The organism is Pseudomonas sp. LAMO17WK12:I10, assembly GCF_900215185.1.
In the GTDB taxonomy this organism is placed as follows: domain Bacteria; phylum Pseudomonadota; class Gammaproteobacteria; order Pseudomonadales; family Pseudomonadaceae; genus Aquipseudomonas; species Aquipseudomonas chlororaphis.
In genome coordinates this window covers 21,767-42,548 of the sequence record NZ_OBDX01000040.1, presented here as the reverse complement: position 1 = coordinate 42,548, position 20,782 = coordinate 21,767, and the positions used below count along the sequence as shown (strand labels likewise).

The window sequence follows — 20,782 nt, the reverse complement described above, 5'->3', positions numbered from 1 at the left end:
TTAAGAGGCTTCCCATGATTGGAGTCGATAGAAACACCGGCGCCGCGGTCGATGACTGGCTGCAGTTCGTGCAGCGCGCGACCCGCGCCCTGACCACGCCGCTGGGCACGCGGCAGAAGCGCCCCTTGTACGGCTCGCTGATTCCCGACCTGCTGGGCCAGAACCTCGGCGATGACTTGCTGATCCTCGCCCAGAGCCATGCGGCGCAGGCGTTCTACAACGAGCAGAACGGCATCGGCGATTTCGAGCCGCAGGTCATAGTCGCCAGCCGGCGCGGCGCCGGGTTGCTGTTGCGCTTCGCCGGCACCTGGAAAAACCGCCAACAGACGTTCGAGGTCGTGACATGAGCATGCTGATACCCGGTGAACACCAGTTGGCCGAGCCGGCCATTGTCACCGTTGAAGAATTCGAGCCACTGCTCGCTGAGTTCAAGACCTTCGTCGTCGATTACGTGGCCCAGCGTTCCCCCGCCAATGCGCAGAAACTCCAGGCCAGCCTGGCCAACGAAAGCGAGCTGCTGACCCTGGCGCTGGAAGCCTTCTGCCTGCGCCTGCAAACCCATGAGCGCAAGTACAACGCCCGCATCAAGCAGATGCTGGCCTGGTGGGCCACCGGCAGCAATCTCGATGCACGCCTGGCGGACATGGGCCTGGAGCGGCAGTTGCTCGACCCGGGCGATGCGGCAGCCTTTCCGCCGGTCCCCGCGGTCTATGAAAGCGACCAAGATGCCCGCCTGCGCTACTACCTGGCGCCCCACGCGCCGGCCGCCGGTTCGCGCATGCAGTACCGCCGCGAAGTCTTCACCCTCGGCGAGCGGCCGACGGTGAAGGTGGACTCCACCGAGGCGGGCGTGGTGACCGTCACCTACACCTTCGACCCGGACGGTTTCGCCGCTCAGGTCAAGGATGGCAACGGGCGCCGTACCGCGCCGGGCGAAGTCCAGGTCACGGTGCTCTCGCGGGAAGGCGACGGCACGCCGTCCGAGGACCTGCTCGAAGGCGTGCGCAAACACTTTGCCCGACCGGACGTGAAGCCGGAAACGGATCGGGTGACGGTGCAGGCGGCACAGATCAAACCCTACAAGATCCGCGTGGTGGCCAAGATCAACCCGGGGCCCGATTCCGGACTGACCCAGCTCGCCACGCAGCAGCAATTGCAGGCGTACGCCGACAGCTGTCATCGCCTGGAAGGGCGGGTGGATCCGAGCTGGATTGATTACACGCTGCATGCCGCGGGGGCGGTGCAGCTGGAAATTCTCGAACCCTTGGCGCCGATCGTCACGACGGCCTTCCAGGCGCCGTACTGCACGGATGTCGAGGTTGAGGTGCTCGCGCTATGAAGGACGAAGCCGCTCACCCGAGTCTCCTGCCGGTCAACAGCTCGCCTTTGGAACGAGCGCTCGACCTCGGTTTTGCCCGCTTGCTCGAACGTGTCGCGCCGCCGTTTCCGGAGCTGATGAGCCCCGCCGAAACGCCGGTGGAATTCTTGCCTTATCTTGCGGCTGATCGGGGTGTCGGTGAGTGGCGCTCTGAAGCGCCCGAGGCCGAAAAACGCTTGACGGTCGAACTGGCCTGGCCCACCGCGCGCCAGGCCGGTACACGCAAGGCGCTGGAAAATGCCGCCAAGGCTTTGCAATTGATACCCGAGATTCGCGCTTGGTATGAGCAGACCCCAGCGGGGGCGCCTTACAGCTTTTCGGTCAGGGCCTTCACCGAGCGGCCTTATAGCGAAGAGATCGACGCGCGCCTCGATCGGCGCCTGGCGGATGCCAAAAGTGAACGCGACATCTTGGCGATATCCGTGGGCCTGAGCGCATTCGGTTCCCACTCCATCGCGGCGGCGACCGTCTGCGGCGAGTTGACCACTATCTATCCGATCGTCGTCGAGGGGCTCGAAGCCTCGGGCCAGGCCTTCATGGCCGACGGGCTGTACAGCGTCGAAACATCCACTATTTATCCTCAGGGGTCCTAAATGGCCGACTATTACACCCTGCTCACCAATGCGGGGATCGCCTACGAAACTGCCTGCAAGGCAGCAGGCGTACCGATCAAGCTATCGCAGATTTCCGTCGGTGACGGCGGTGGCGCGGTTTACAACCCGGCGGCGACCGACACTGCCCTCAAGCGCGAAGTCTGGCGCGGCCCGTTGAACGCCCTGTTCCAGGACGAGAAAAACCCCAGCTGGCTGCTGGCCGAAGTGACTATCCCGCCCGATGTCGGCGGCTGGTATGTGCGCGAGGCCGGCCTGTGGACCGATACCGGAATCCTTTACGCCATCATCAAGTATCCGGAGTCGTTCAAGCCGGTGCTGGCGACTTCCGGGTCGGGGAAAGAGTTCTATATCCGCTCGATTTTCGAGACCAGTAATGCGTCGCTGGTGACGCTGCTGATCGACGATACGGTGGTCAAGGCGACGCGGGCTTGGGTGGCGGGTTATGTCGCCGATGAATTGGCCAAGCTCGACGCGAAGCAGTCAGTGAGGGCGTCGACCACAGGGAATATCGTCTTAAGCGCTGCGCAGATGATTGATGGTGTCGCGGTGCTGGCTGGTGATCGGGTGCTTGTCAAGAATCAGACCCTGGCTAAGGACAACGGCATCTATGTCGTTGCCAATGAACTATGGACTCGTGCAAAAGATGCGGATAACAACGCCAAGGTAACCCCGAACCTGACGATTTCGGTAGAAGAGGGGGCGACGCAGGCTGATACGATCTGGCAACTGATTACTGATGGTCAGATTGTACTGGGCACTACCGCGCTCGCTTTTCAGGATGTGACAGCGGGTTTCGCACGTCTGCTTTCGCCGGCATTTGTGGGGAGCCCTACCGGCCCGACTCCTCCGCGCTTTAATAACTCCAAGTTGCTTGCCACAACCGAATTCGTTCGGTTGGCTCAGGGCAGTCGCAGTGGCTACATCGACTATCAGGCGGCAAGCGGAACGGTCCCGGTGTCTGATGCCGGAAAATACATTGGATTTAACCGCGGGGCTGCACAGGCGTACGCGCTCCCCGACGCAAACACGCTTCCCTTAGGAACGAGCTTCTACCTTGAGGCTGTCGGAGGGGACGTTTCGCTAACGGCGCCAAACTCGAGGTTTGCAGGGCCTGCAGCGCAGATGGTGTCATCTTCATATGTCCTGAGGAACGGCAGCGCCTGCGAGTTCATTGTCATGTCCAGTGCTTCGGTTGGCGAACCGGGTTTTTCATATCGAGTGATTGGTGGGGTTGGTAAAGCCTTAGTTGCGCGGAATGGCTATGAACGTATGCCGAATGGCTTAATTCGTATGTGGGGGGATGGTGGCGCGGGCGGTCACGCAAATCATTGCGCGTTCGGCAACTCAATTGTGAAAAGTACCTATAACGCCTTCCCTATCCCTTTTCCAAATGAGTTATTCGGTGTTGTGGCCACTCACAATAGTGCAGGCTGTCCGTCAGTTGTAATAGTGACCACCGGTGAAACTAATAATGGTTTTTATGCTGCTGGTAGCTGGACTACTGATACTTCTATTCGTTGGCAAGCTATTGGCCGTTAGGAGTTATTGATATGAAATTTAGCCCAACTAAGGGACAGTTTTATCCTGACGACTTTGGTTATCGGAAAGATGATATTCCAGACGATGTTATTGATGTTTTTGAAGAAGATTTCACCGCGGCCATGGCTCGTCAGCCAGGCGATTTACTTTCTGTCAAGGATGGCCGTGTTGTGGTTTTGCCAGCACCTGAGGTCGATCTTATCGAGCGCTCGGCAGCACTTGAACGCTTCTGGCGTTCTCAGAGGCTTTTGCTAACGGACGCGGCGGTTATTCGTCACCGTGACGAGCAAGAGGAGGGGGGGCAAACGACCCTCTCAATGGAGCAATACATACAATTGCAGTCATTCCGTCGTGCTCTTCGCGATTGGCCCGAGTCGGGTGACTTTCCGTTGATCGATCACCGCCCCTCTGCGCCCGATTGGCTGGCTGAACAACTCCAATAAACGCCCCGCACCGACGGGGCGTTTTCTTGTCCGCAAAGCAACACCCAACAGCCCCACTCACCTGGGGCTTTTTCGTATCTGGAGAGACTGAAATGGCTAACCGCCAAACCTACACCGTCCTCGTGCCGTTCCCCACCGGTGGCGGCCACTGGTCGAAGGTCGACCAACAGCTCGATCTGCTCGACGTCGAGGCCAGTGCCTTGCGTGCCGCCGGTCGCCTGGAACTGACCAGCGTCCTCGCGGCGCGCCAACCGGCCGAAGCGGCCACCCCATCCACCGCGGCCAAAAAAGCCGCTGCCAAGAAGGCTGAATAACCATGGCTGAGGTCCTGAACTTCGAGCACAACGGCATTACCGTCAATGCCACCGAATCCCCCGAGGCCATGGGTGGCCTGGGTGACAACGTCATCGGTCTGGTCGGCACCGCGCCGAAGGCTGACCCGCTGATTCCGCGCAATGCGCCGTTCCGCATCAACAGCTTCACCACCCAGGCCCTGCTGGATCCGACCGGTGCCGAGTCGGGCACCCTGTTCCAGGCGGTGTACCAGATCCTCAAAGTGGTCAAGGTCCCGGTCTATGTGGTGATCGTCGAAGAGGGCGCGACCCCGGCCGACACCGTCAACAACGTGATCGGCGGCGTCGATGCCACCACCGGCCGCAAGCTCGGCCTGGCTGCCCTGGGCAGTGTCCCGGAAGACCTGACCATCATCGGCGCGCCGGGCTTTACCGGGACCAAGGCGGTGGCCGGTGAGTTCGCTGCCTTCGGCAAGCGCATCAAGGCCCGTGTGGTGCTCGACGGCAAGGACGCCGCGGTCGCCGACCAGGTGACTTACAGCAAGGAACTGGGCGGCGCGGACCTGGGTTTCGACCGTTGCCTGGTGGTGCACAACATGCCGGCCGTGTACTCCAAGGCGGCGAAGAAGAACGTGTTCCTGGCGCCGTCGAGCCTGGCCATCGCCGCGCTGGCCAAGGTCAAGCAGTGGGAGAGCCCGGGCAACCAGGTGACCTTCGCCGAAGACGTCTCGCGGACCGTGGAATACAACATCCTCGACACCTCGACCGAGGGCGACCTGCTCAACCGCTACGGCGTCAGCTACTACGCCCGCACCGTGCTCGGCGGCTTCTCGCTGCTGGGTAACCGCTCCATCACCGGCAAGTTCATCAGCTATGTCGGCCTGGAAGACGCCATCAGCCGCAAGCTGGTCAAGGCCGGGCAGAAAGCCATGGCCAAGAACCTGACCAAGTCCTTCATGGACCAGGAGGTCAAGCGCATCAACGACTGGCTGCAGACCCTGGTCGCCGACGAAACCATCCCGGGCGGCAGCGTGTACCTGCACCCCGAGCTGAACAGCGTCGAGAAGTACAAGAACGGTACCTGGTACGTGGTCATCGACTACGGCCGCTACGCGCCGAACGAGCACATGGTGTATCAGCTCAACGCCCGCGATGAAATCATCGAGCAGTTCCTGGAGGATGTTCTCTAATGTTTACCAACCGCGTAAGACAGGCCATCGCGGCCACCCTGCAAGGCCTGCCGTTGTCGGCGACCGTGGAAGAGTTCACCCCGCCGAAGATCGAATTCGACATGGAAGAGATGCGCGGCGGGCGCTTCATCGCCGAAGAAATGGCCAAGGGCGGCAAGGTGCTCAATGCCAAGCTGACCCTCCAGGGCGTAGGTCCGGAAATCATGCTCGCCCTCGGCGTGAGCGTGGGCGACGACATTCTGTTGAATGTGCGTGAAGCCGGCCAGGACCAGGACGGCAACACCTACTTCACCTACCACACGGTCGGTGGCAAGTTGAAATCCCTGGAAGAGACGATGCTGAAAATGGGTGAAAAGCCCAAGACCAATCTGGAACTCAGTTGCCGTACCTACAACCGTCTGGAAAACGGCGTGCCGGTGATCGACATCGACGTGCGCACCCAGAAGTTCATGCTCAACGGCGTCGACATCCTCGGTGATGCGCGCCGCGCTGTGTTGATGCCGTAACCCGCGACACTTCCCCTCTGTAGGCGCGAGCCGGCTCGCGATGACGGCCTGACAGCCCGCATCGCAAGCGCTGTTCATCTCCTGTCGCGAGCCCGCTCGCTCCTACCTTTTACATAGGAATTCATTCATGTCCTGGACGCCTCCGATCCATGTCCTGCTGTGCCCAATCACCGCCGACGACGAGTCGCAGATCGCGCAGATTCAGCTCAAGCCATTGTTCTACGCCGCGCAGAAAGAAGCGCTGGCCCGCGCCGGCGACGATGAGGACGATCAGTTCTTCGAGCTGGCGAAACTGGCCACCGGCCTGTCGGTGAAAGAGTTGGATCAGCTCAAGCGACCGGATTACGTGAGCATTGCGCAGTACGTTCACGAGATGTCGACCCGTCCGACCGCCCACTTCCTCAAACAGGCCGAGGGCGAGATCAACGAGGACAACCCGGACCAGGTGCAACTGCTGTTGCCGTTGGCCGTGGCAGGCCAGGACGTGACCTCGCTGACCCTGGAAATGCCGGCGCTGCGGGCGACCAAAGCGATGAAAAAACTCAAGACGGCCAAGGAACGCGCCGAGTTCATCACCGCCCACTGCACCGGCCTGATGATTCCCGATCTTGCCCAGCTGACGGTGCCCGACTGGACCCAGCTGCAGGTACGCATCGACGATTTTTTAAACAAACCGGCGGCCTTCTTTCGGAGCGCGACATCGAAGTGATACTCGATGTGGTGCCGCTCATTTACTCGGTAAGTGAGGCGGAAATCCTGGAGTGGGACGCCGGCAAGGCATTGCGCCGCTACGACATCGCGATCACTCGCCTTGGCGTGAAACAGGAGTAGAGCGGGATGGCGGACGATAAGTTTTCGCTCAAGTACACCGCCGTCAAGGAAGGCTGGTTGACGTTCGGTGACATCAGGTCGGTCGACCTGAACACGCCCGTCGCGAGCATCGCGCCGTCGGGTGGATTGGCAGCCCAGCCCAAGGACCGGCTACCCGACCTTGACCGGGCACTGGATACCTTCAGCGCCGATATCGGGTTGCTGGTGACCAGCCTCGACGCCCTGAACCTGACCCTGTCGTCGCAACGTCTGCGGCAGGCGGTTACGGCTACCCAGGCTGGCGGCGCCAAGGGCGAGGCAGGCCAGCAAAAAAGTACGGGCAAGGCCGGCGGCATCGAGCCGCCGGACCTGCTCAAGCCTGCGATCAGCATGGACTCGGCGATGGCCGACCTGGGGCGCCTGGTCGATTTCCAGGGGCGCGATCGCGAAACAATGGCCGTGGAAAACCAGCGAATGGCTGCGCTTCCACAGATTGCCGCCGGGGGAACCAAGGCGGTCGATCTGGTAAGGATCGAATACACGGCGGCCAAGGCGGGGATCGGTAGCGATCAAGGCTCGGGCGAAGCCAGGCAAAAGGCGTTGCTGGCCTTTGCCGATGCTGCCGCAATCACCGCGACGGCATTCAAGATGTCGGGCACGGATGCCGGGGAGATGATGGCCGGCTGGCGCACATCGATGAAGCTCAACGCCGGCCAGGCCATGGATCTGGCGGATGCGACCAATCACCTGGGTAAAGCCCCCGGTGACGCCGAGGCGGCTGATATCGGAGCCATCCTCCAGCGTCATGGTGGTGCGGCGACCTCGGTTGGCCTGGCGCCGGTGCAGGCCGCGGCGCTCACGGCGGCATTGCTCAACAGCGATACGCCTAAGGCCGATGCCGGAGGGGCGCTCAAGAATATCGCCACGACCCTGGGTAAGGGCGATCAGGCAACGACGACTCAGCAAGCGGCCTGGAAGGCGCTGGGACTGGACCCGGCGAAAGTGGCCGGGGGCTTGCGCGAGGATGCCGGGGGAACTGTGGCATCTGTGCTGCAGGCTCTGAACAGGCAGCCCGCCGAGAAGCGGTCGACGCTGGCCACGGCATTGTTTGCCGAGGGCGATCAGGCGGTGCTGCGTCTGGCGCAGAATCTCGATGACGTTAAGCAAACCTTTTCCCGGGTAGCCGGCTCGGATCCAGATGTCCCCTCGGAGTCGAATTACCACGGCTCGGCACGGGAGTCGGCGCTGGCGCAGTCAAAGACCCAGAAAACCACCTGGGACACCTTCGAGGCACGCACCGAACGGCTTTCCACTGCCGCGGGCAACGCGTTGGCACCGGTAGTCGACAGTACGCTTACTCCTCTTGGCGAGTTGGTGGATGGCCTCAGCGAACTGGCCGAAACCTTTCCCAAGGTCACAGCCGCCATCGTGCTGCTCGGCGCGGCGCTGGCGCCATTGATCGGCAAGCAGGCCAAGGCGGTGGTGGACGAGGTGTTCAACCGCGGCGCCAAACGCATCCTTGATGGTGCAGGCGCTCGCCAGCCCGGCGCTCCAGGTTCTTCGGGCGGTCCAAGTGCTCCGAGTACCCCGAGCGGTCCAGGCATCGACGACCCACAGGAAAAACGCTCGAAAGACGGAACCACAAAGAGGGGCCGCTCAAGGCCGACGCGCCAGAAAGCACTGAAAGCCACGGCCGCTGTTCCACATGCAGGTTCGTCCTTTGCTTTCGGTCTATCCGGGTCGCAGGCCTCGGTTCGTTCCTTGAGCCGCAGGGCTCCAGGGCCGGCGAAGTACCTCGGCGCCGCGGTGGATGTCGCCGAAGGCCTGGTGACCGGCGATACCCAGATGCTCGCTTCTGGCCTGGGAACCGCCGGTGGCGGCTGGGCGGGGGCTTCCGCAGGGGCTGCCCTCGGCGGGGCGATCGGCAGTGTCGTGCCCATCATCGGAACGGCTCTCGGTGCGGCCGTCGGTGGACTGTTCGGCGGCTATTATGGCGGTGACTACGGCGCCAGCCTGGGCGACAAGCTCGGTGCCCTGGTCGATCGCCTCAGCTCGCCGGAGCAGGTCAAGAACGACCTGGTGGGCGGCCAGCCGGCGAACCCGGCGGGTGCCGGTCAGGCAGTCAACCCGCCGATCACCTTCGCTCCGGTCATTCAGATCAGCGGGCCCGATCAAGCCAGCTCCCAGCATATTGCCGACCTCGTGCTGCAACAGCTCAGGGCGCAGTTCATACCCTTGATGATGACCGACCCACTCGCGGTAAGACGCGGTGCCGCCCTGAGCGATGGAGGTGTTTGATGCGACAGCAAATGGTGCTGGGCAGTTTTATTTTCGGCCAGTCGCGAGGGTTCGCTTACAGCTCCCTGGTGCGCAAGTCGGGTGGTGGTTGGGTGAGCCTGGAGATTCTCACCAGCAAGCCTAAATCCAGCCAGACCGGTCAGGGCCTGCAAGGGCTGACAATCAGTGGCAAGTCCATGCGTGCGATCGCCATGACGCGGCTCGATGAATTGCGTGCCTTGCAGGCGTTACGGGTGCCGCTGCCGCTGGTCGATGGCATCGGCCGCAACTGGGGCCTGTGGCGAATCGACAGTGTGTCCGAGAGCCAAAGCTACGTGATCGATGATGGCACGGCGATGGTCAACGACTGGGTCATAGAACTGACGGAGTTCATCAATGCGTAAGGTCAGAAGCATTGCCGGCGATTCGGTGAACCTGTTGCTCTACCGTGAGTTCGGACGCAGCGATGATGCCGCCGAGGAAGCACTCTGGCGTCTCAACCCAGGGCTGGCCGAGCATGGGCCGGTGCTGCCTGCGGGGCTCTGGGTGAAACTACCCGAGCTGGAAACCCGGCCGATACTCGCTACGCCAGTATCGGCCTGGGATTAAGGAGGCGACATGGCACTTGGATTTACGCCGTCTGTAGAGATCTACGGCGCCAACGCGGCGCTGCTCAATGAGCGTTTGGTGCAATGGCAGCACATCGACGCGGCCGGGATCGAATCCGATCAACTGACCCTGACCCTCGATACCGAAGGGCTCGACGGGTTGCCCAGCCTGGGCGGCCGCATCGGCTTGCGGGTCGGTTACCTGGAGTCGGGCATGGTGGACAAGGGGCAGTTCATCATTGCCCGGCGCACACCCTTCCTGTACCCCATGCGCCTGGTGCTGGTGGCCACGGCCGCGCCGTTCAAGGAGAGCGACGAGACGGGTTTCAGGCGTCGCCGATCCGCCAGCTACGGGCCGATCACCCTCGGCGCGCTGTTTCGTCAACTGGTCACCCGCCACGGGTTTTCGCCGCGGGTGGCGCCGGAGCTCGATGGGGTACAAATCGCTCATGTCGATCAGTCCAACGAAACCGACATGAGCTTTCTGACGCGCCTGGCCAGGGAGTACGGGGCGGTGACCAAACCGGTGAACGGCCTGTATGTGCTGGCTCGCAGCGGTCAGGTCAAGTCCCTGTCGGGACAAACGCTGCCGGATGTGCGCTTGTCAGTGACCCGGGATAACCGCCCGGGGGATTCGGCCTTCATCTCGGCCAAGGTCGATGAGGAAAGCCGCTCGAAATTCCAGGGTTGCCAAAGCACCTGGTGGGACAGCGCCGCCGCCAAGGAGCGGGTAGTACAGGTCGGTAGCGCACCCTTCAACAAGTTGGGCCAGCGTCGGGCCAGCGAGCAGGAAGCCCTGGCTGCGGCCATCAGCGAGATGCGCAGGCAGGAGCGTGAAGCGCGCAATATCCAGATCGAATGTCCTGGGAACCCGGCGTTGTCGGCCGAGGGGCTGGTCCTGCTCGACGACACCTGGCCCGGCTTCATGCGGGGACGCTGGTCGATCAAGAAGGTGACCTCCAGCGGCTCCCGTACCCAGGGTTATCGCTGCACCCTCTCGGCCAAATGCCTGGAGCCCCAGCCGGACTGAGTTTGCCCGGCTCAACGGCGGCCTGATCTCTCTGGCCGTCCGCAACCTTCTCCTCTGTCAGCCCCTGATAAAGCTCAAGCCTATGTGGGGGAGGGGAGCGTTCGCCCTTTGCGCATCCGCCAAGGGCTGCCGGGTAGCTCCCAGGCTTTCTTATCTCATTCGATTCTGGAGCTTCTTCATGAAGATCACTCCGATCCTCACGCAACTGCGCGATCACTGCCCCGGCCTGGCCAATCAGGTGGCCGTCGGCGTCGATCTCGCGCTGCTGCAAAGCAATACCGCGTTGCCCACCCCCAGTGCCCATGTGATGCCGATCGCCGATCTGGCCAGCCCGAGCACCGGGCAGAACGTTACCCGCCAGGCCATCCGCGACCGCCTAGTGATCACCCTGTTGCTGGACGCCAGCGACGGCCGGCAGGCCCTGGAGCAACTCGAAAGCCTGCGTGCCGAGTTGTGGCGGGCGCTGGTGGGGTTCAAGCCGGGCGCGGACTACAACCCGATCGAATACGACGGCGGCGAGCTGGTTTCGCTCAGCGCCACGCGGTTGTTCTATCAGCTGCGCTTTTTCGCCGAGTTCCAGCTGGGACGCAACCTGGCCAGCCAGCCGGCGGAAACCTGGCGCGAGCGTGAACTGGACGGCCTGCCGTCCTTTACCGGGGTCACGGTGCGGGTCGATGCCATCGATCCGGCGGACCCCAACCTGCAACACCCGGGGCCCGACGGGCGCCTGGAACTGACTTTCTCTGGAGACGTAACGCAATGAGCAAACGCATCACTGTGCTGCCGGCCGCGGGCCGCGCCGTGCCGGACCCCGAAGCCGGCGACCTGCTGCCGCTGGAAGGCCGTGAAGTCGACGACAACGCCTGGTGGCGCCGGCGTCTGGCCGATGGCGATATCACCCTCAAGGCCGCGAAGGCGGCCAAACCACAAGGAGCCAAATAATGGCGATCGGATTCAGCAATATTCCGGCGGACATTCGTGTGCCGCTGTTCTACGCCGAGATGGACAATTCGGCGGCCAATAGCGCTTCTTCGGCGATGCGCCGACTGATCGTGGCCCAGGTCAACGACAGCATCGCACCGGCCGAAACCGGCAAGCTGGTGCTGGTGTCCAGCGTCGCGCTGGCCAAGAGCATCGGCGGTCAGGGCTCGATGCTCGCCTCCATGTACGAGACCTGGCGCAAGACCGATCCGATTGGTGAAATCTGGTGCCTGCCGCTGCACAACGTCGAAGGCAGCGTGGCCAAGGCCGAGCTGAAGTTCACCGGCACCGCCAGCGCCAGCGGCGTGCTCAACCTGTATGTCGGTGGTGTGCGGGTTCAGGCCGCCATCGTCAATGCCGCCACCGCGGCTCAGGCCGCCAGCGCGCTGGCGCTGAAAATCAATGCCGCCGCCGACCTGCCGGTGAGCGCCGCCGCGGTCGAAGGCACCCTGACCCTGACCGCCAAATGGACCGGCGACAGCGCGAACGACATCAGCCTGCAGCTCAACCGCCTGGGCAAGAGCAATGGCGAAGAAACCCCGGCCGGCTTGAGCGTGACAGTCGGCAAAATGGCCGGCGGCGCCGGCGTGCCGGATCAGGTTGCCGCACTGGCGGCCCTGGGCGATGAACCTTTCGAGTTCATCTGCATGCCGTGGACCGACACCGCGACCCTCAACGCCTGGCAAGCCGTCATGGACGACAGCACCGGTCGCTGGTCCTGGGCCAAGCAACTGTTCGGTCACGTCTACAGCGCCAAGCGCGGCACCGTCGGCACCCTGGTGGCGGCAGGGCAAGCCCGCAACGACCAGCACATCACCATCCAGGCCCTGGAGCCGGGCGTACCGCAGCCGTTCTGGGTGCAGGCCGCGGCACTGGCCGCGCGCACCTCGGTGTTCATCTCCGCCGATGCCAGCCGTCCGACCCAGAGCGGCAGCCTGCCGGGTGTCGATCCGGCGCCGGCCAGCGAGCGTTTCACCCTGACCGAGCGTCAATCGCTGCTCAGCTACGGCATCGCCACCGCCTACTACGAAGGCGGCTATGTGCGCATCCAGCGTTCGATCACCACCTACCAGAAGAACGCCTACGGCCAGGCCGACAACTCCTACCTGGACAGCGAAACCATGCACCAGTCGGCCTTTATCGTGCGCCGCCTGCAAAGCGTGATCACCAGCAAGTACGGGCGCCACAAACTGGCCGCCGACGGTACCCGCTTCGGTGCCGGCCAGCCGATCGTGACCCCGAGCACCATTCGCGGCGAGCTGATCGCCCAGTACGCCAAGCTCGAACTGGAAGGCCACGTGGAGAACGCCGAGCTGTTCGCCGAGCACCTGATCGTCGAGCGCGACAGCCAGGACCCGAGCCGGGTCAACGTGCTGTTCCCGCCGGACTACATCAACGGCCTGCGTGTGTTCGCGCTGCTCAACCAATTCCGTCTGCAGTACGACGCGGCGGCTTAAGCCGAGCCTCTTTCACTGCGCTTTTCCAGCCCGCCTGGTGCGGGCTCATTTTTTGGGAGAAACACCATGGGTCAACTGATTGCGGGCACCTGCTACGTCAAAGTGGACGGCGCTCAACTGACCATTAACGGCGGCTGCGAAGCGCCGCTGATGTCCGTGAAACGGGAAACCATCGTGCCGGGTTTCTACAAGGAAACCGATATTGCCCCGTCCTTCAAGGTCACGGCGCTGCACACCCCGGACTTCCCGCTCAAGCAGCTGGTGGCCGGTTCCGACATGACCGTCACCTGTGAGTTCAGCAACGGCAAGGTCTACGTCCTGGCCGGCGCCTACCTGGTGGAAGAGCCGGTTTCCAAGGGTGACGACGCGAGCATCGAACTGAAGTTCGAAGGCATCAAGGGGACCTGGCAATGAGCGATAGCGTAAAGCTGCGTGTGGCCATCGAAGCCCACGGCGAACCGCTGACTGAACTGACCCTGCGCCGCCCGACGGTGCAGGAGGTGCGGGCGATCAAGGCGCTGCCGTACAAGATCGACAAGAGCGAAGAAGTCAGCCTCGACATGGACGTCGCGGCCAAGTACATCGCGGTCTGTGCCGGAATCCCTCCGTCCTCGGTCAACCAGCTCGACCTGGCTGATCTCAACGCCCTGAGCTGGGCGGTCGCGAGTTTTTTCATGAGTGCGGCATCGGAGCCATCAGCGACCTGATCGCGGTTGCCTATGACCTGGCCTGGTTCTGGAAGGTTGACCCCGAACAGATGATGGCCAGGCCACTGGATGTGCTCCGGGAGTCCCTGGAGCACGCGCAACGGATCAATGCGATGCAGCAGGTGCAGTGATGGTGAACATCAATCAAAGCTTGAATCAGACGAGCATCAAACAGCGCCTGAGCGTGACCAACGTGCAGACCACGGTGAACATGCTGGTGGTCATGCAAGGCATGCAGAAACTGGACGCCGAGCTGGGCGAGGTGCGTTCGAAAGTCAGCCGCTTCAAGAAAAGCATCGAAGACAGCGGCCTGGGCGGGCTGGATTTTTCCGGCCTGATCAAGGGCGGTGGCCTGGCCGCGCCTTTCGTGGCGGGGGTCAATTCCGCCATCGAATTCGAGAACCAGGCGGCGCGGGCCAAGCTGGTGGCGCAGGGCATCGAACCGCCCAAGGATGTGCTGGGCGAGACGGGCACTAACCTGAAGGCGTTCAGCGACAGCGTCGACGACATCTCGCAAAAGTTCGGCAGAGCGCTGCTGCCGGCGGTCAACTCGGTAGTGACCGCCGTGCAACCGCTGCTGGGCTTTGTGGCCAAGGTCATTGAAAGCAACCCGCAGCTGGTCCAGGGCCTCGCCGCCGGCGCCTTGGCCTTCACCGCGATCCGCGGCGCCATGACCCTGGCCTCGTCCGCCGTGACCCTGTTCAGCAGCGGCCTGCTGGCCTCGCCCATCGGCCTGATCGCCCTGGGGATCGCGGTAGCGGCGGGCCTGATCGTGGCCAACTGGGAGCCGCTGTCGGCGTTTTTTGTCACCCTCTGGGCAAGCATCAAGGACGCCGCCGCGCAACTGATGGTGGGGTTGAAGACCGTCTTCGGCTGGACCCCGCTGGGAATGGTGATCGCCAATTGGGGAGCGATCACCGGCTTTTTTGCCGGCCTCTGGGAACAGCTCAAGACGATGGCCGCGTCCGTGGTCGACTTCTTCAAGCAGGTGTTTTCCTGGACGCCGCTGGGGCTGGTGATTGAAAACTGGACGCCCCTGAGTGGCCTGTTTTCTGCGCTGTGGGAGTTGCTCAAGGCGCTGTCCGTTCCGGCAATGGACTTCCTCAAAGGCCTGTTCGCCTGGACACCGCTGGGGATGGTGATCAACAACTGGGGCGCGATCAGCGGCTTCTTCGCTTCGCTCTGGGCCGGCCTGCAAGGTCCGGCGCAGCGGGTCAAGGCCTTCTTCATCGGGCTGTTCGACAGCTCGCCACTGGGGCTGGTGATCAACAACTGGGGCGCAATCAGCGCTTACTTCGCCTCGCTCTGGGCCGGCCTGCAAGGTCCGGCGCAACAGGTGAAGGACTTCTTCGTCATGTTGTTCGACACCTCGCCACTGGGGATGGTGATCAATAACTGGGGCACGATCAGCACCTACTTCGACGCCATCTGGGCCACCCTGAAAAGCGCGGCGCAGGTCATCAAGGACTTTTTTTTCACCCTGTTCGAGTGGTCGCCCGTGGGGCAGATCATTGCCAACTGGCAGCCCATCAGCGATGTGTTCGCGGCCCTCTGGGAAGTGTTGAAAGCCCTGGCGGCGCCGGCCATCGAATTCATGCGCGGTATGTTCGAGTGGTCGCCCCTGGGGCAGATCATCAAGAACTGGGAGCCGATCACCGAATGGTTCAGCGGCCTGTGGCAACGGCTGCAGGCGGTGATCGCACCGATCAGGGAACTGTTCGACGGTGGTTTCGCCGGTTTTGTCGCCCGCGTCACCGGCAAGGTGGAAAACCTCACCGAGGCGCAGCGGCAAACCAATGCCGAAGGCAAAGGCGCGCTGGCGCCGGCGTTCTTCGGTGGTGGCCAGCCGGCGCCGGGTTCTTCGGCGCTTTCCTCCGGCCTGCCGCAAAGCTCCACCTCGCTGCTGCAGCAGAGCGCGGCCAACAACCGCACGCAATTGCAGGGCGGGCTGACGGTGAGCTTCGAAAACGCCCCGGCGGGCCTGCGTACCAGTGCGCCGCAAATCAACCAACCCGGCGTGGCGCTGTCGTCGCGTGTCGGCTACCGCTCACTTTCGCTAGGAGGTTCCAATGAGCTGGCGTGATCGTTTGTTGCCGGCGTCGTTTCGTGGCGTCGGGTTCTGGGTCGACCAGGCGAAAACCCCGGTCGGCCACAAGGGCCAGTTGCACGAGTACCCGCAGCGTGACCTGCCGTTCTACGAGAGCCTGGGGCGGCAGGCGCGGACCCACGACCTGACGGCGTTCATCGTCGGTGCCGATTGCCTGGAGCAGCGCGACAAGCTGCTCCAGGCGCTGGAGCAGGGCAGCGGTGAACTGGTGCACCCGTGGCTGGGGCGCCTGCAGGTCAAGGTCGGCGAATGCGAGATGACCCAGAGCCGCCAGGACGGCGGCCTGGTGACCTTCACCCTGAAGTTCTACCCCGACCAGCCGTTGCAGTTCCCCAGCGCCACGGTCAACACCCGCCAGCTGTTGCTGGTGTCGGCCGACAGCCTTATCGGCTCGGCGGTGCGCCGCTTCGAGGAGGCCATGACCCTGGTCAAGGCCGCGCGCATCGGCATCGCCGACCTGCGCAACAGCCTCAAGGAGGTCTACCAGACCATCGAGCAGGAGCTCAAGCCGCTGATCGACACCTACCGCGATCTCAACCTGCTGGTGCGGGCGATCAAGGACCTGCCCAAGGAAGTGAGCGCCGAGTTCAAGGGCTTGCTGGGGGACATCAAGGACCTCAAGGACTATGCGCGCAACGGTTACCGCGGCGTGCTGGCCAATGTCTCGCAGCAGGTCGAGGCGGTGAAGAAGATCGACACGCCGAAACTCACCACCGGCAAGGACACCACCGCCGCGGCGCAAGCCATGGCCGACCTGGTGCAGGACGCCGTGCTGGTGCGGATTGCCCAGGCCGTGGCCTCGCTGCCGGTGGCGACCCCGGCGGTCAAGCTGAGCGGCACACCGTCCTTGGCCAAGCAGGCGATCCAGCCGGTGACCCGCGCGGAAGTGCCGGTGGCCGACGAGGTGCTGGCGCTGCGCAACGCGATCAACGAGGCGATCTGGCAGGCCGCGGAAAAAGCCGACGCCCTGCACTACGAGGTGCTCAACGGCCTGCGCCAGCTGGTCTACGGCCACCTCACCGCGGTGGCCTCGTCCGGCGTGCGGCTGGTGGTCAAGAACCCGATGCAGAGCCTGCCGACGGTGGTGCTCGCCTATCGGCTGTTCGGCGATGCCACTCGGGCGGCCGAAGTACAGCAGCGCAACGGCGTGGCCCATCCCGGTTTCCTGCCGCCGACCAACGTCAAAGTCGCGGGGGAGTGAGCCATGGGCAACTTCGATAACCGGGTTCTGTTGACGGTGGACGGCCAGGATTACGGCGGCTGGAAAAGCGTGGAAATCAGCGCCGACCTGGAGCGGCAGTTTCGCACCTTCAAGCTCGACGTGACCTGGCAATGGCCGGGGCAGACGCTGGACCAGCGCATCCGTCCCGGCGCCAAGTGCCAGGTGCGCATCGGCGCCGACCTGTTGCTCAGCGGCCATGTGTTCAAGGCGCCGATCAGCTATGACGGTCGGCAGATCGGCCTGAGCATCGAGGGCAGTTCCCTGACTCAGGACCTGGTGGATTGCGCGGCGATCAACCAGCCCGGCCAATGGCGCGAGCAGAGCCTGCTGAAAATCGTCCAGGCCCTGGCCGCGTCCTACGGCGTCGGGGTGGTCAGCGAGATCGCGGAAACCACGCGGTTGAGCAGCCACAGCATCGTGCCCGGGGAAACCGTGTTCCAGTCCATCGACCGCCTGCTGACGTTGTTCCGGGTGTTCTCCACCGACGACGCCGAAGGCCGGGTGCTGTTGGCCCGGCCAGGCAGCGGCGGGCGCGCGGTGGATGTGCTGGAGTTGGGCAAGAACATCCTCTCGGCCAGCGCGTCGATGGACTTCAGCCAGGTGTTTTCCGAGTACCGGGTGATCGGCCAGCACAAGGGCAACGACCAGAAAAGCGGCGCCGCGGTCAGCGAAGTGTCGGGCGTGGCCAGCGACGGCACGGCCAAGCGCAAGCGGGTCACGGTGATCAACGAACCAGCCCAGCTGACCCAGGAGCTGGCCCAGCAACGGGCCGACTGGGAAAGCGCCATTCGCACCGGCAAGGCCCTGACCAGCACCTACAAGGTGCAGGGCTGGCGCCAGAGCAACGGCGAGCTGTGGCGCCACAACACCCTGGTGCGGGTGATCGACCCGGTGCTGGGTTTCGACCAGGACCTGCTGATTTCCAAGGTCACCTACTCGCTCTCCGAGCAGGGCTCGATCACCACCCTGCAGGTGGCGCCGCCCCATACCTTCGACGCCAGTCCCGTGCCCCCCAAAACCTGATGCCGCCTTATCCGCAGGAGTCGCTCCTGCGCAAAGCGCAGGCTTCGCCGCCAAGGACATTTCCATGAGCCTACTGACACGGCTGTTGGCGCGCGGCACCGTCGTGCTCGCCAACTCGGCCAACAAACTGCAATCGCTGCAAATGCGCCTGACCGCCGGCGAAGTGAACGACGACATGGAGCACTTCGAACCCTACGGCTTCACCAGCAACCCGCTGGCCGGCGCCGAAGGCATCGCCACCTTTCTCGGCGGCGATCGCTCCCATGCCATCGTGCTGGTGGTCGCCGACCGCCGTTTTCGCCTCAAGGCCCTGGCCCCCGGCGAAGTGGCGATTTACACCGACGAAGGCGACAAGATTCATTTCAAGCGTGGGCGGATCATCGACATCGAGACCGCCACCCTCAATATCCGCGCCAGCAGCGCGGTGCATATCGACACCCCGACCTTGACCCAGACCGGCAAGATCGTCTCCCAGGGCGACCAGGTCGCTGGTGGCATCAGCCAGATCCAGCACGTGCATGGCGGCGTGCAGTCGGGTAGCGGGCAGACCGGCGCGCCGGCGGGAGGCCAATGATGTTTATCAGCCAAGACCTGCACCGCGCACTGACCCGTGCCGTGCTGATCAGCCTGTTCACCTGGCGTCGCGCGGCGGACGACGACCCACTGGATGACGAGGAGCGCTTCGGCTGGTGGGGCGACAGCTTTCCCACCGTGGCCGACGACCGCATCGGCTCGCGGCTGTGGCTGCTGCGGCGGGTCAAGCTGACCCGCCAGACCCAGCTCGACGCCGAGTTCTATGCCCGCGAAGCCCTGCAATGGCTGATCGACGATGGCCATTGCAGCGCGGTCGAGATCATCAGCGAACGTCTCGACGACCAGCGCCTGAACCTGCGCACGACGCTGGTCCTGGCCAACGGTGAACGCCTGGACATCAACCCCGATAACAGTTGGCAGGTGACCTATGCCCTTTGATACCCCTTCGCTGCCGGTGCTGATCAAGCGCACCCAAAGCGACCTGGCCAGCGATGCGCTGCGCCAGTCCGATGCGCAAGTGCTGGCCCGTACCCTCGGTGGCGCCGCCTATGGCCTCTACGGCTACCTGGACTGGATCGCCGATCAGATCCTGCCGGACAAGGCCGACGAGTCGACCCTGGAACGTATCGCCGCGCTGCGCCTCAACCAGCCGCGCAAGGCCGCCCAGGCGGCCAGCGGTTCGGTGAGCTTCACGGCGGCGGCAGGCGCGGTGCTGGACGTCGATACCTTGCTGCAGGCCAGTGACGGCCGCACCTACAAAGTCACCGCCGCCCGCACCACCAGCGCCGGCAGCAACAGCACCACCGTCCAGGCCCTCGACGCCGGCACCCTGGGCAATGCCGAGGCCGGCCTGAACCTGATCCCGGTGCAACCGATCCAGGGCATCGGCAATACCTTCACCGTGCTCGCCCCCGGCCTGAGCGGTGGCGTCGCCGCGGAAAGCCTGGAATCGCTGCGTGCCCGGGTGATCCGCTCCTACCGCATCATCCCCCACGGCGGCTCGGCCCAGGACTATGAAACCTGGGCGCTGGAGTGCCCGGGGATTACCCGGGCCTGGTGCCGAGGCAGCTACCTGGGGCCGGGCACCGTGGGTCTGTTCGTGATGCGCGACGACGATGCGCAACCGATCCCGAATGCCGAGCAATTGGCTGAGGTAAAGACCTACATCGAACCGTTGCGCCCGGTGACGGCCGAGTTGCATGTGCTGGCGCCGCAGCAGGCGCCCGTGACCTACAGCCTGCGCTTGTCGCCGGACACCAGCGCGGTGCGCGCGGCGGTCGAGGCCCAGTTGCGCGATCTGCACAACCGCGAGGCCGGCCTGGGCGACACCTTGCTGATCAGCCATATCCGCGAGGCCATCAGCAGTGCCGCCGGCGAGAACGATCATCGGCTCAGCGCGCCGGCCGCGGATGTTCCCGCCGCCAGTAACCAGTTGCTGACGTTCGGAGGTTGCGTATGGCTGGAGTAAGAACCGCCGCGCAATACCAGAGCCAGCTGCGCAGCCTGCTGCCCAGCGGCCCGGCCTGGGACCCGGAGCGGGTGCCGGAGCTCGAGGAGGTGCTCGTAGGCGTGTCCCAGGAACTGGCCCGCCTCGACGCCCGCGCCGCCGACCTGCTCAACGAAATGGACCCGGCCGGTGCCAGCGAACTGGTACCGGACTGGGAGCGGGTGATGAACCTGCCCGACCCCTGCCTGGGCCCGACCCCGCTGTTCGACGACCGCCGTCTGGCGGTGCGCCGGCGACTGTTGGCCGTCGGCAGCCAGGCGCTCGCCTACTACATCGAGATCGCCCGTAGCCAGGGTTATCCGAACGCCACCATCACCGAGCTCGAAGCCCCGCGCATGGGCCGCGCGCGGTTTGGCCAAGCGCATTTTGGCACCTGGCAGGCGCAATTCATGTGGACGCTCAACACCGGTGGACGACTGCTCCTGGGCCGGCGCTTTGGCGCGAGTTACTGGGGCGAGCGTTTCGGCATGAACCCGGGCTCGGCCCTGGAATGCCAGATCCACCGCAGCGCACCGGCTCATACGCGGGTGCATATCAATTATGACTAGGGGATAGA

Annotated in this window: 25 protein-coding genes; all 25 read left to right on the top strand. The window is 63.8% G+C overall.

Annotated features, from left to right (window positions below; translation table 11 throughout):
- The first annotated feature begins 14 nt into the window (after positions 1–14).
- The 25 genes from CRO75_RS29580 (at position 15) to CRO75_RS29460 (ending at position 20,774) form a co-directional block, all read left to right on the top strand.
- Positions 15–347 carry a phage baseplate protein gene (locus CRO75_RS29580; RefSeq protein WP_007924012.1) on the top strand — a complete coding sequence of 111 codons (333 nt, stop codon included), beginning with the start codon at positions 15–17 and terminating at the stop codon, positions 345–347.
- Positions 344–1,339, top strand: coding sequence for a baseplate J/gp47 family protein (locus tag CRO75_RS29575; RefSeq protein ID WP_097140039.1), 996 nt, complete (start codon positions 344–346; stop codon positions 1,337–1,339). Before CRO75_RS29580 ends, CRO75_RS29575 begins: the two co-directional genes overlap by 4 nt.
- Positions 1,336–1,971, top strand: a complete 636-nt coding sequence (locus CRO75_RS29570) for a phage tail protein I (RefSeq protein WP_097140037.1) — start codon at positions 1,336–1,338, stop codon at positions 1,969–1,971. Before CRO75_RS29575 ends, CRO75_RS29570 begins: the two co-directional genes overlap by 4 nt.
- Positions 1,972–3,531 carry a phage tail protein gene (locus tag CRO75_RS29565; RefSeq protein WP_097140035.1) on the top strand — a complete coding sequence of 520 codons (1,560 nt, stop codon included), beginning with the start codon at positions 1,972–1,974 and terminating at the stop codon, positions 3,529–3,531.
- Positions 3,532–3,542: 11 nt separating this feature from the next.
- A complete protein-coding gene (locus tag CRO75_RS29560; protein WP_097140033.1) occupies positions 3,543–3,974 on the top strand; it encodes a phage tail protein in 432 nt (143 codons plus the stop codon).
- A 92-nt stretch (positions 3,975–4,066) separates the two neighbouring features.
- Positions 4,067–4,288 (top strand): hypothetical protein, encoded by a 222-nt coding sequence (locus CRO75_RS29555; protein WP_097140031.1) that lies wholly within the window; start codon positions 4,067–4,069, stop codon positions 4,286–4,288.
- 2 nt (positions 4,289–4,290) lie between these two features.
- Complete coding sequence (locus CRO75_RS29550; protein ID WP_053259818.1) at positions 4,291–5,457, top strand: phage tail protein; 1,167 nt, start codon at positions 4,291–4,293, stop codon at positions 5,455–5,457.
- On the top strand, positions 5,457–5,963 hold the full coding sequence (locus CRO75_RS29545) for a phage major tail tube protein (RefSeq protein WP_023969819.1): 507 nt from the start codon (positions 5,457–5,459) through the stop codon (positions 5,961–5,963). The genes CRO75_RS29550 and CRO75_RS29545 overlap by 1 nt, the downstream gene beginning before the upstream one ends.
- 127 nt (positions 5,964–6,090) lie before the next feature.
- Complete coding sequence (locus CRO75_RS29540; RefSeq protein WP_023969820.1) at positions 6,091–6,672, top strand: phage tail assembly protein; 582 nt, start codon at positions 6,091–6,093, stop codon at positions 6,670–6,672.
- A 128-nt stretch (positions 6,673–6,800) separates the two neighbouring features.
- The gene (locus CRO75_RS29535) at positions 6,801–9,071 is read left to right on the top strand and encodes a phage tail tape measure protein (protein ID WP_097140029.1); all 2,271 of its coding nucleotides are present in this window, start codon (positions 6,801–6,803) and stop codon (positions 9,069–9,071) included.
- Positions 9,071–9,454, top strand: coding sequence for a phage tail protein (locus tag CRO75_RS29530; RefSeq protein WP_007923988.1), 384 nt, complete (start codon positions 9,071–9,073; stop codon positions 9,452–9,454). Before CRO75_RS29535 ends, CRO75_RS29530 begins: the two co-directional genes overlap by 1 nt.
- A complete protein-coding gene (locus tag CRO75_RS29525) occupies positions 9,447–9,659 on the top strand; it encodes a tail protein X (RefSeq protein ID WP_097140027.1) in 213 nt (70 codons plus the stop codon). Before CRO75_RS29530 ends, CRO75_RS29525 begins: the two co-directional genes overlap by 8 nt.
- A 9-nt stretch (positions 9,660–9,668) precedes the next feature.
- Positions 9,669–10,688: a contractile injection system protein, VgrG/Pvc8 family gene (locus CRO75_RS29520; RefSeq protein WP_097140025.1), complete on the top strand. Its 1,020-nt coding sequence runs from the start codon at positions 9,669–9,671 to the stop codon at positions 10,686–10,688.
- Between the two features lie 178 nt (positions 10,689–10,866).
- Positions 10,867–11,451 carry a hypothetical protein gene (locus CRO75_RS29515; protein WP_097140023.1) on the top strand — a complete coding sequence of 195 codons (585 nt, stop codon included), beginning with the start codon at positions 10,867–10,869 and terminating at the stop codon, positions 11,449–11,451.
- Positions 11,448–11,630 carry a DUF2635 domain-containing protein gene (locus CRO75_RS29510; RefSeq protein ID WP_007923975.1) on the top strand — a complete coding sequence of 61 codons (183 nt, stop codon included), beginning with the start codon at positions 11,448–11,450 and terminating at the stop codon, positions 11,628–11,630. Before CRO75_RS29515 ends, CRO75_RS29510 begins: the two co-directional genes overlap by 4 nt.
- The gene (locus CRO75_RS29505) at positions 11,630–13,126 is read left to right on the top strand and encodes a phage tail sheath subtilisin-like domain-containing protein (RefSeq protein WP_097140021.1); all 1,497 of its coding nucleotides are present in this window, start codon (positions 11,630–11,632) and stop codon (positions 13,124–13,126) included. The genes CRO75_RS29510 and CRO75_RS29505 overlap by 1 nt, the downstream gene beginning before the upstream one ends.
- 66 nt (positions 13,127–13,192) lie before the next feature.
- Positions 13,193–13,540 (top strand): phage tail tube protein, encoded by a 348-nt coding sequence (locus tag CRO75_RS29500; protein ID WP_007923973.1) that lies wholly within the window; start codon positions 13,193–13,195, stop codon positions 13,538–13,540.
- On the top strand, positions 13,537–13,833 hold the full coding sequence (locus tag CRO75_RS29495) for a phage tail assembly protein (RefSeq protein ID WP_007923972.1): 297 nt from the start codon (positions 13,537–13,539) through the stop codon (positions 13,831–13,833). The genes CRO75_RS29500 and CRO75_RS29495 overlap by 4 nt, the downstream gene beginning before the upstream one ends.
- A gap of 130 nt (positions 13,834–13,963) precedes the next feature.
- Entirely contained in the window at positions 13,964–15,916 is a 1,953-nt protein-coding gene (locus CRO75_RS29490; RefSeq protein WP_097140019.1) for a phage tail protein, read from the top strand.
- On the top strand, positions 15,903–17,141 hold the full coding sequence (locus CRO75_RS29485) for a DNA circularization N-terminal domain-containing protein (RefSeq protein ID WP_009042425.1): 1,239 nt from the start codon (positions 15,903–15,905) through the stop codon (positions 17,139–17,141). Before CRO75_RS29490 ends, CRO75_RS29485 begins: the two co-directional genes overlap by 14 nt.
- 3 nt (positions 17,142–17,144) lie before the next feature.
- Complete coding sequence (locus CRO75_RS29480) at positions 17,145–18,185, top strand: phage baseplate assembly protein (RefSeq protein WP_097140017.1); 1,041 nt, start codon at positions 17,145–17,147, stop codon at positions 18,183–18,185.
- 64 nt (positions 18,186–18,249) lie between these two features.
- On the top strand, positions 18,250–18,759 hold the full coding sequence (locus CRO75_RS29475; RefSeq protein ID WP_009042427.1) for a phage baseplate assembly protein: 510 nt from the start codon (positions 18,250–18,252) through the stop codon (positions 18,757–18,759).
- Positions 18,759–19,157, top strand: a complete 399-nt coding sequence (locus CRO75_RS29470; protein WP_009047315.1) for a phage GP46 family protein — start codon at positions 18,759–18,761, stop codon at positions 19,155–19,157. The genes CRO75_RS29475 and CRO75_RS29470 overlap by 1 nt, the downstream gene beginning before the upstream one ends.
- Entirely contained in the window at positions 19,147–20,187 is a 1,041-nt protein-coding gene (locus CRO75_RS29465; protein ID WP_097140015.1) for a baseplate J/gp47 family protein, read from the top strand. Before CRO75_RS29470 ends, CRO75_RS29465 begins: the two co-directional genes overlap by 11 nt.
- Entirely contained in the window at positions 20,175–20,774 is a 600-nt protein-coding gene (locus CRO75_RS29460) for a putative phage tail protein (RefSeq protein WP_097140013.1), read from the top strand. Before CRO75_RS29465 ends, CRO75_RS29460 begins: the two co-directional genes overlap by 13 nt.
- Positions 20,775–20,782 lie beyond the last annotated feature (8 nt).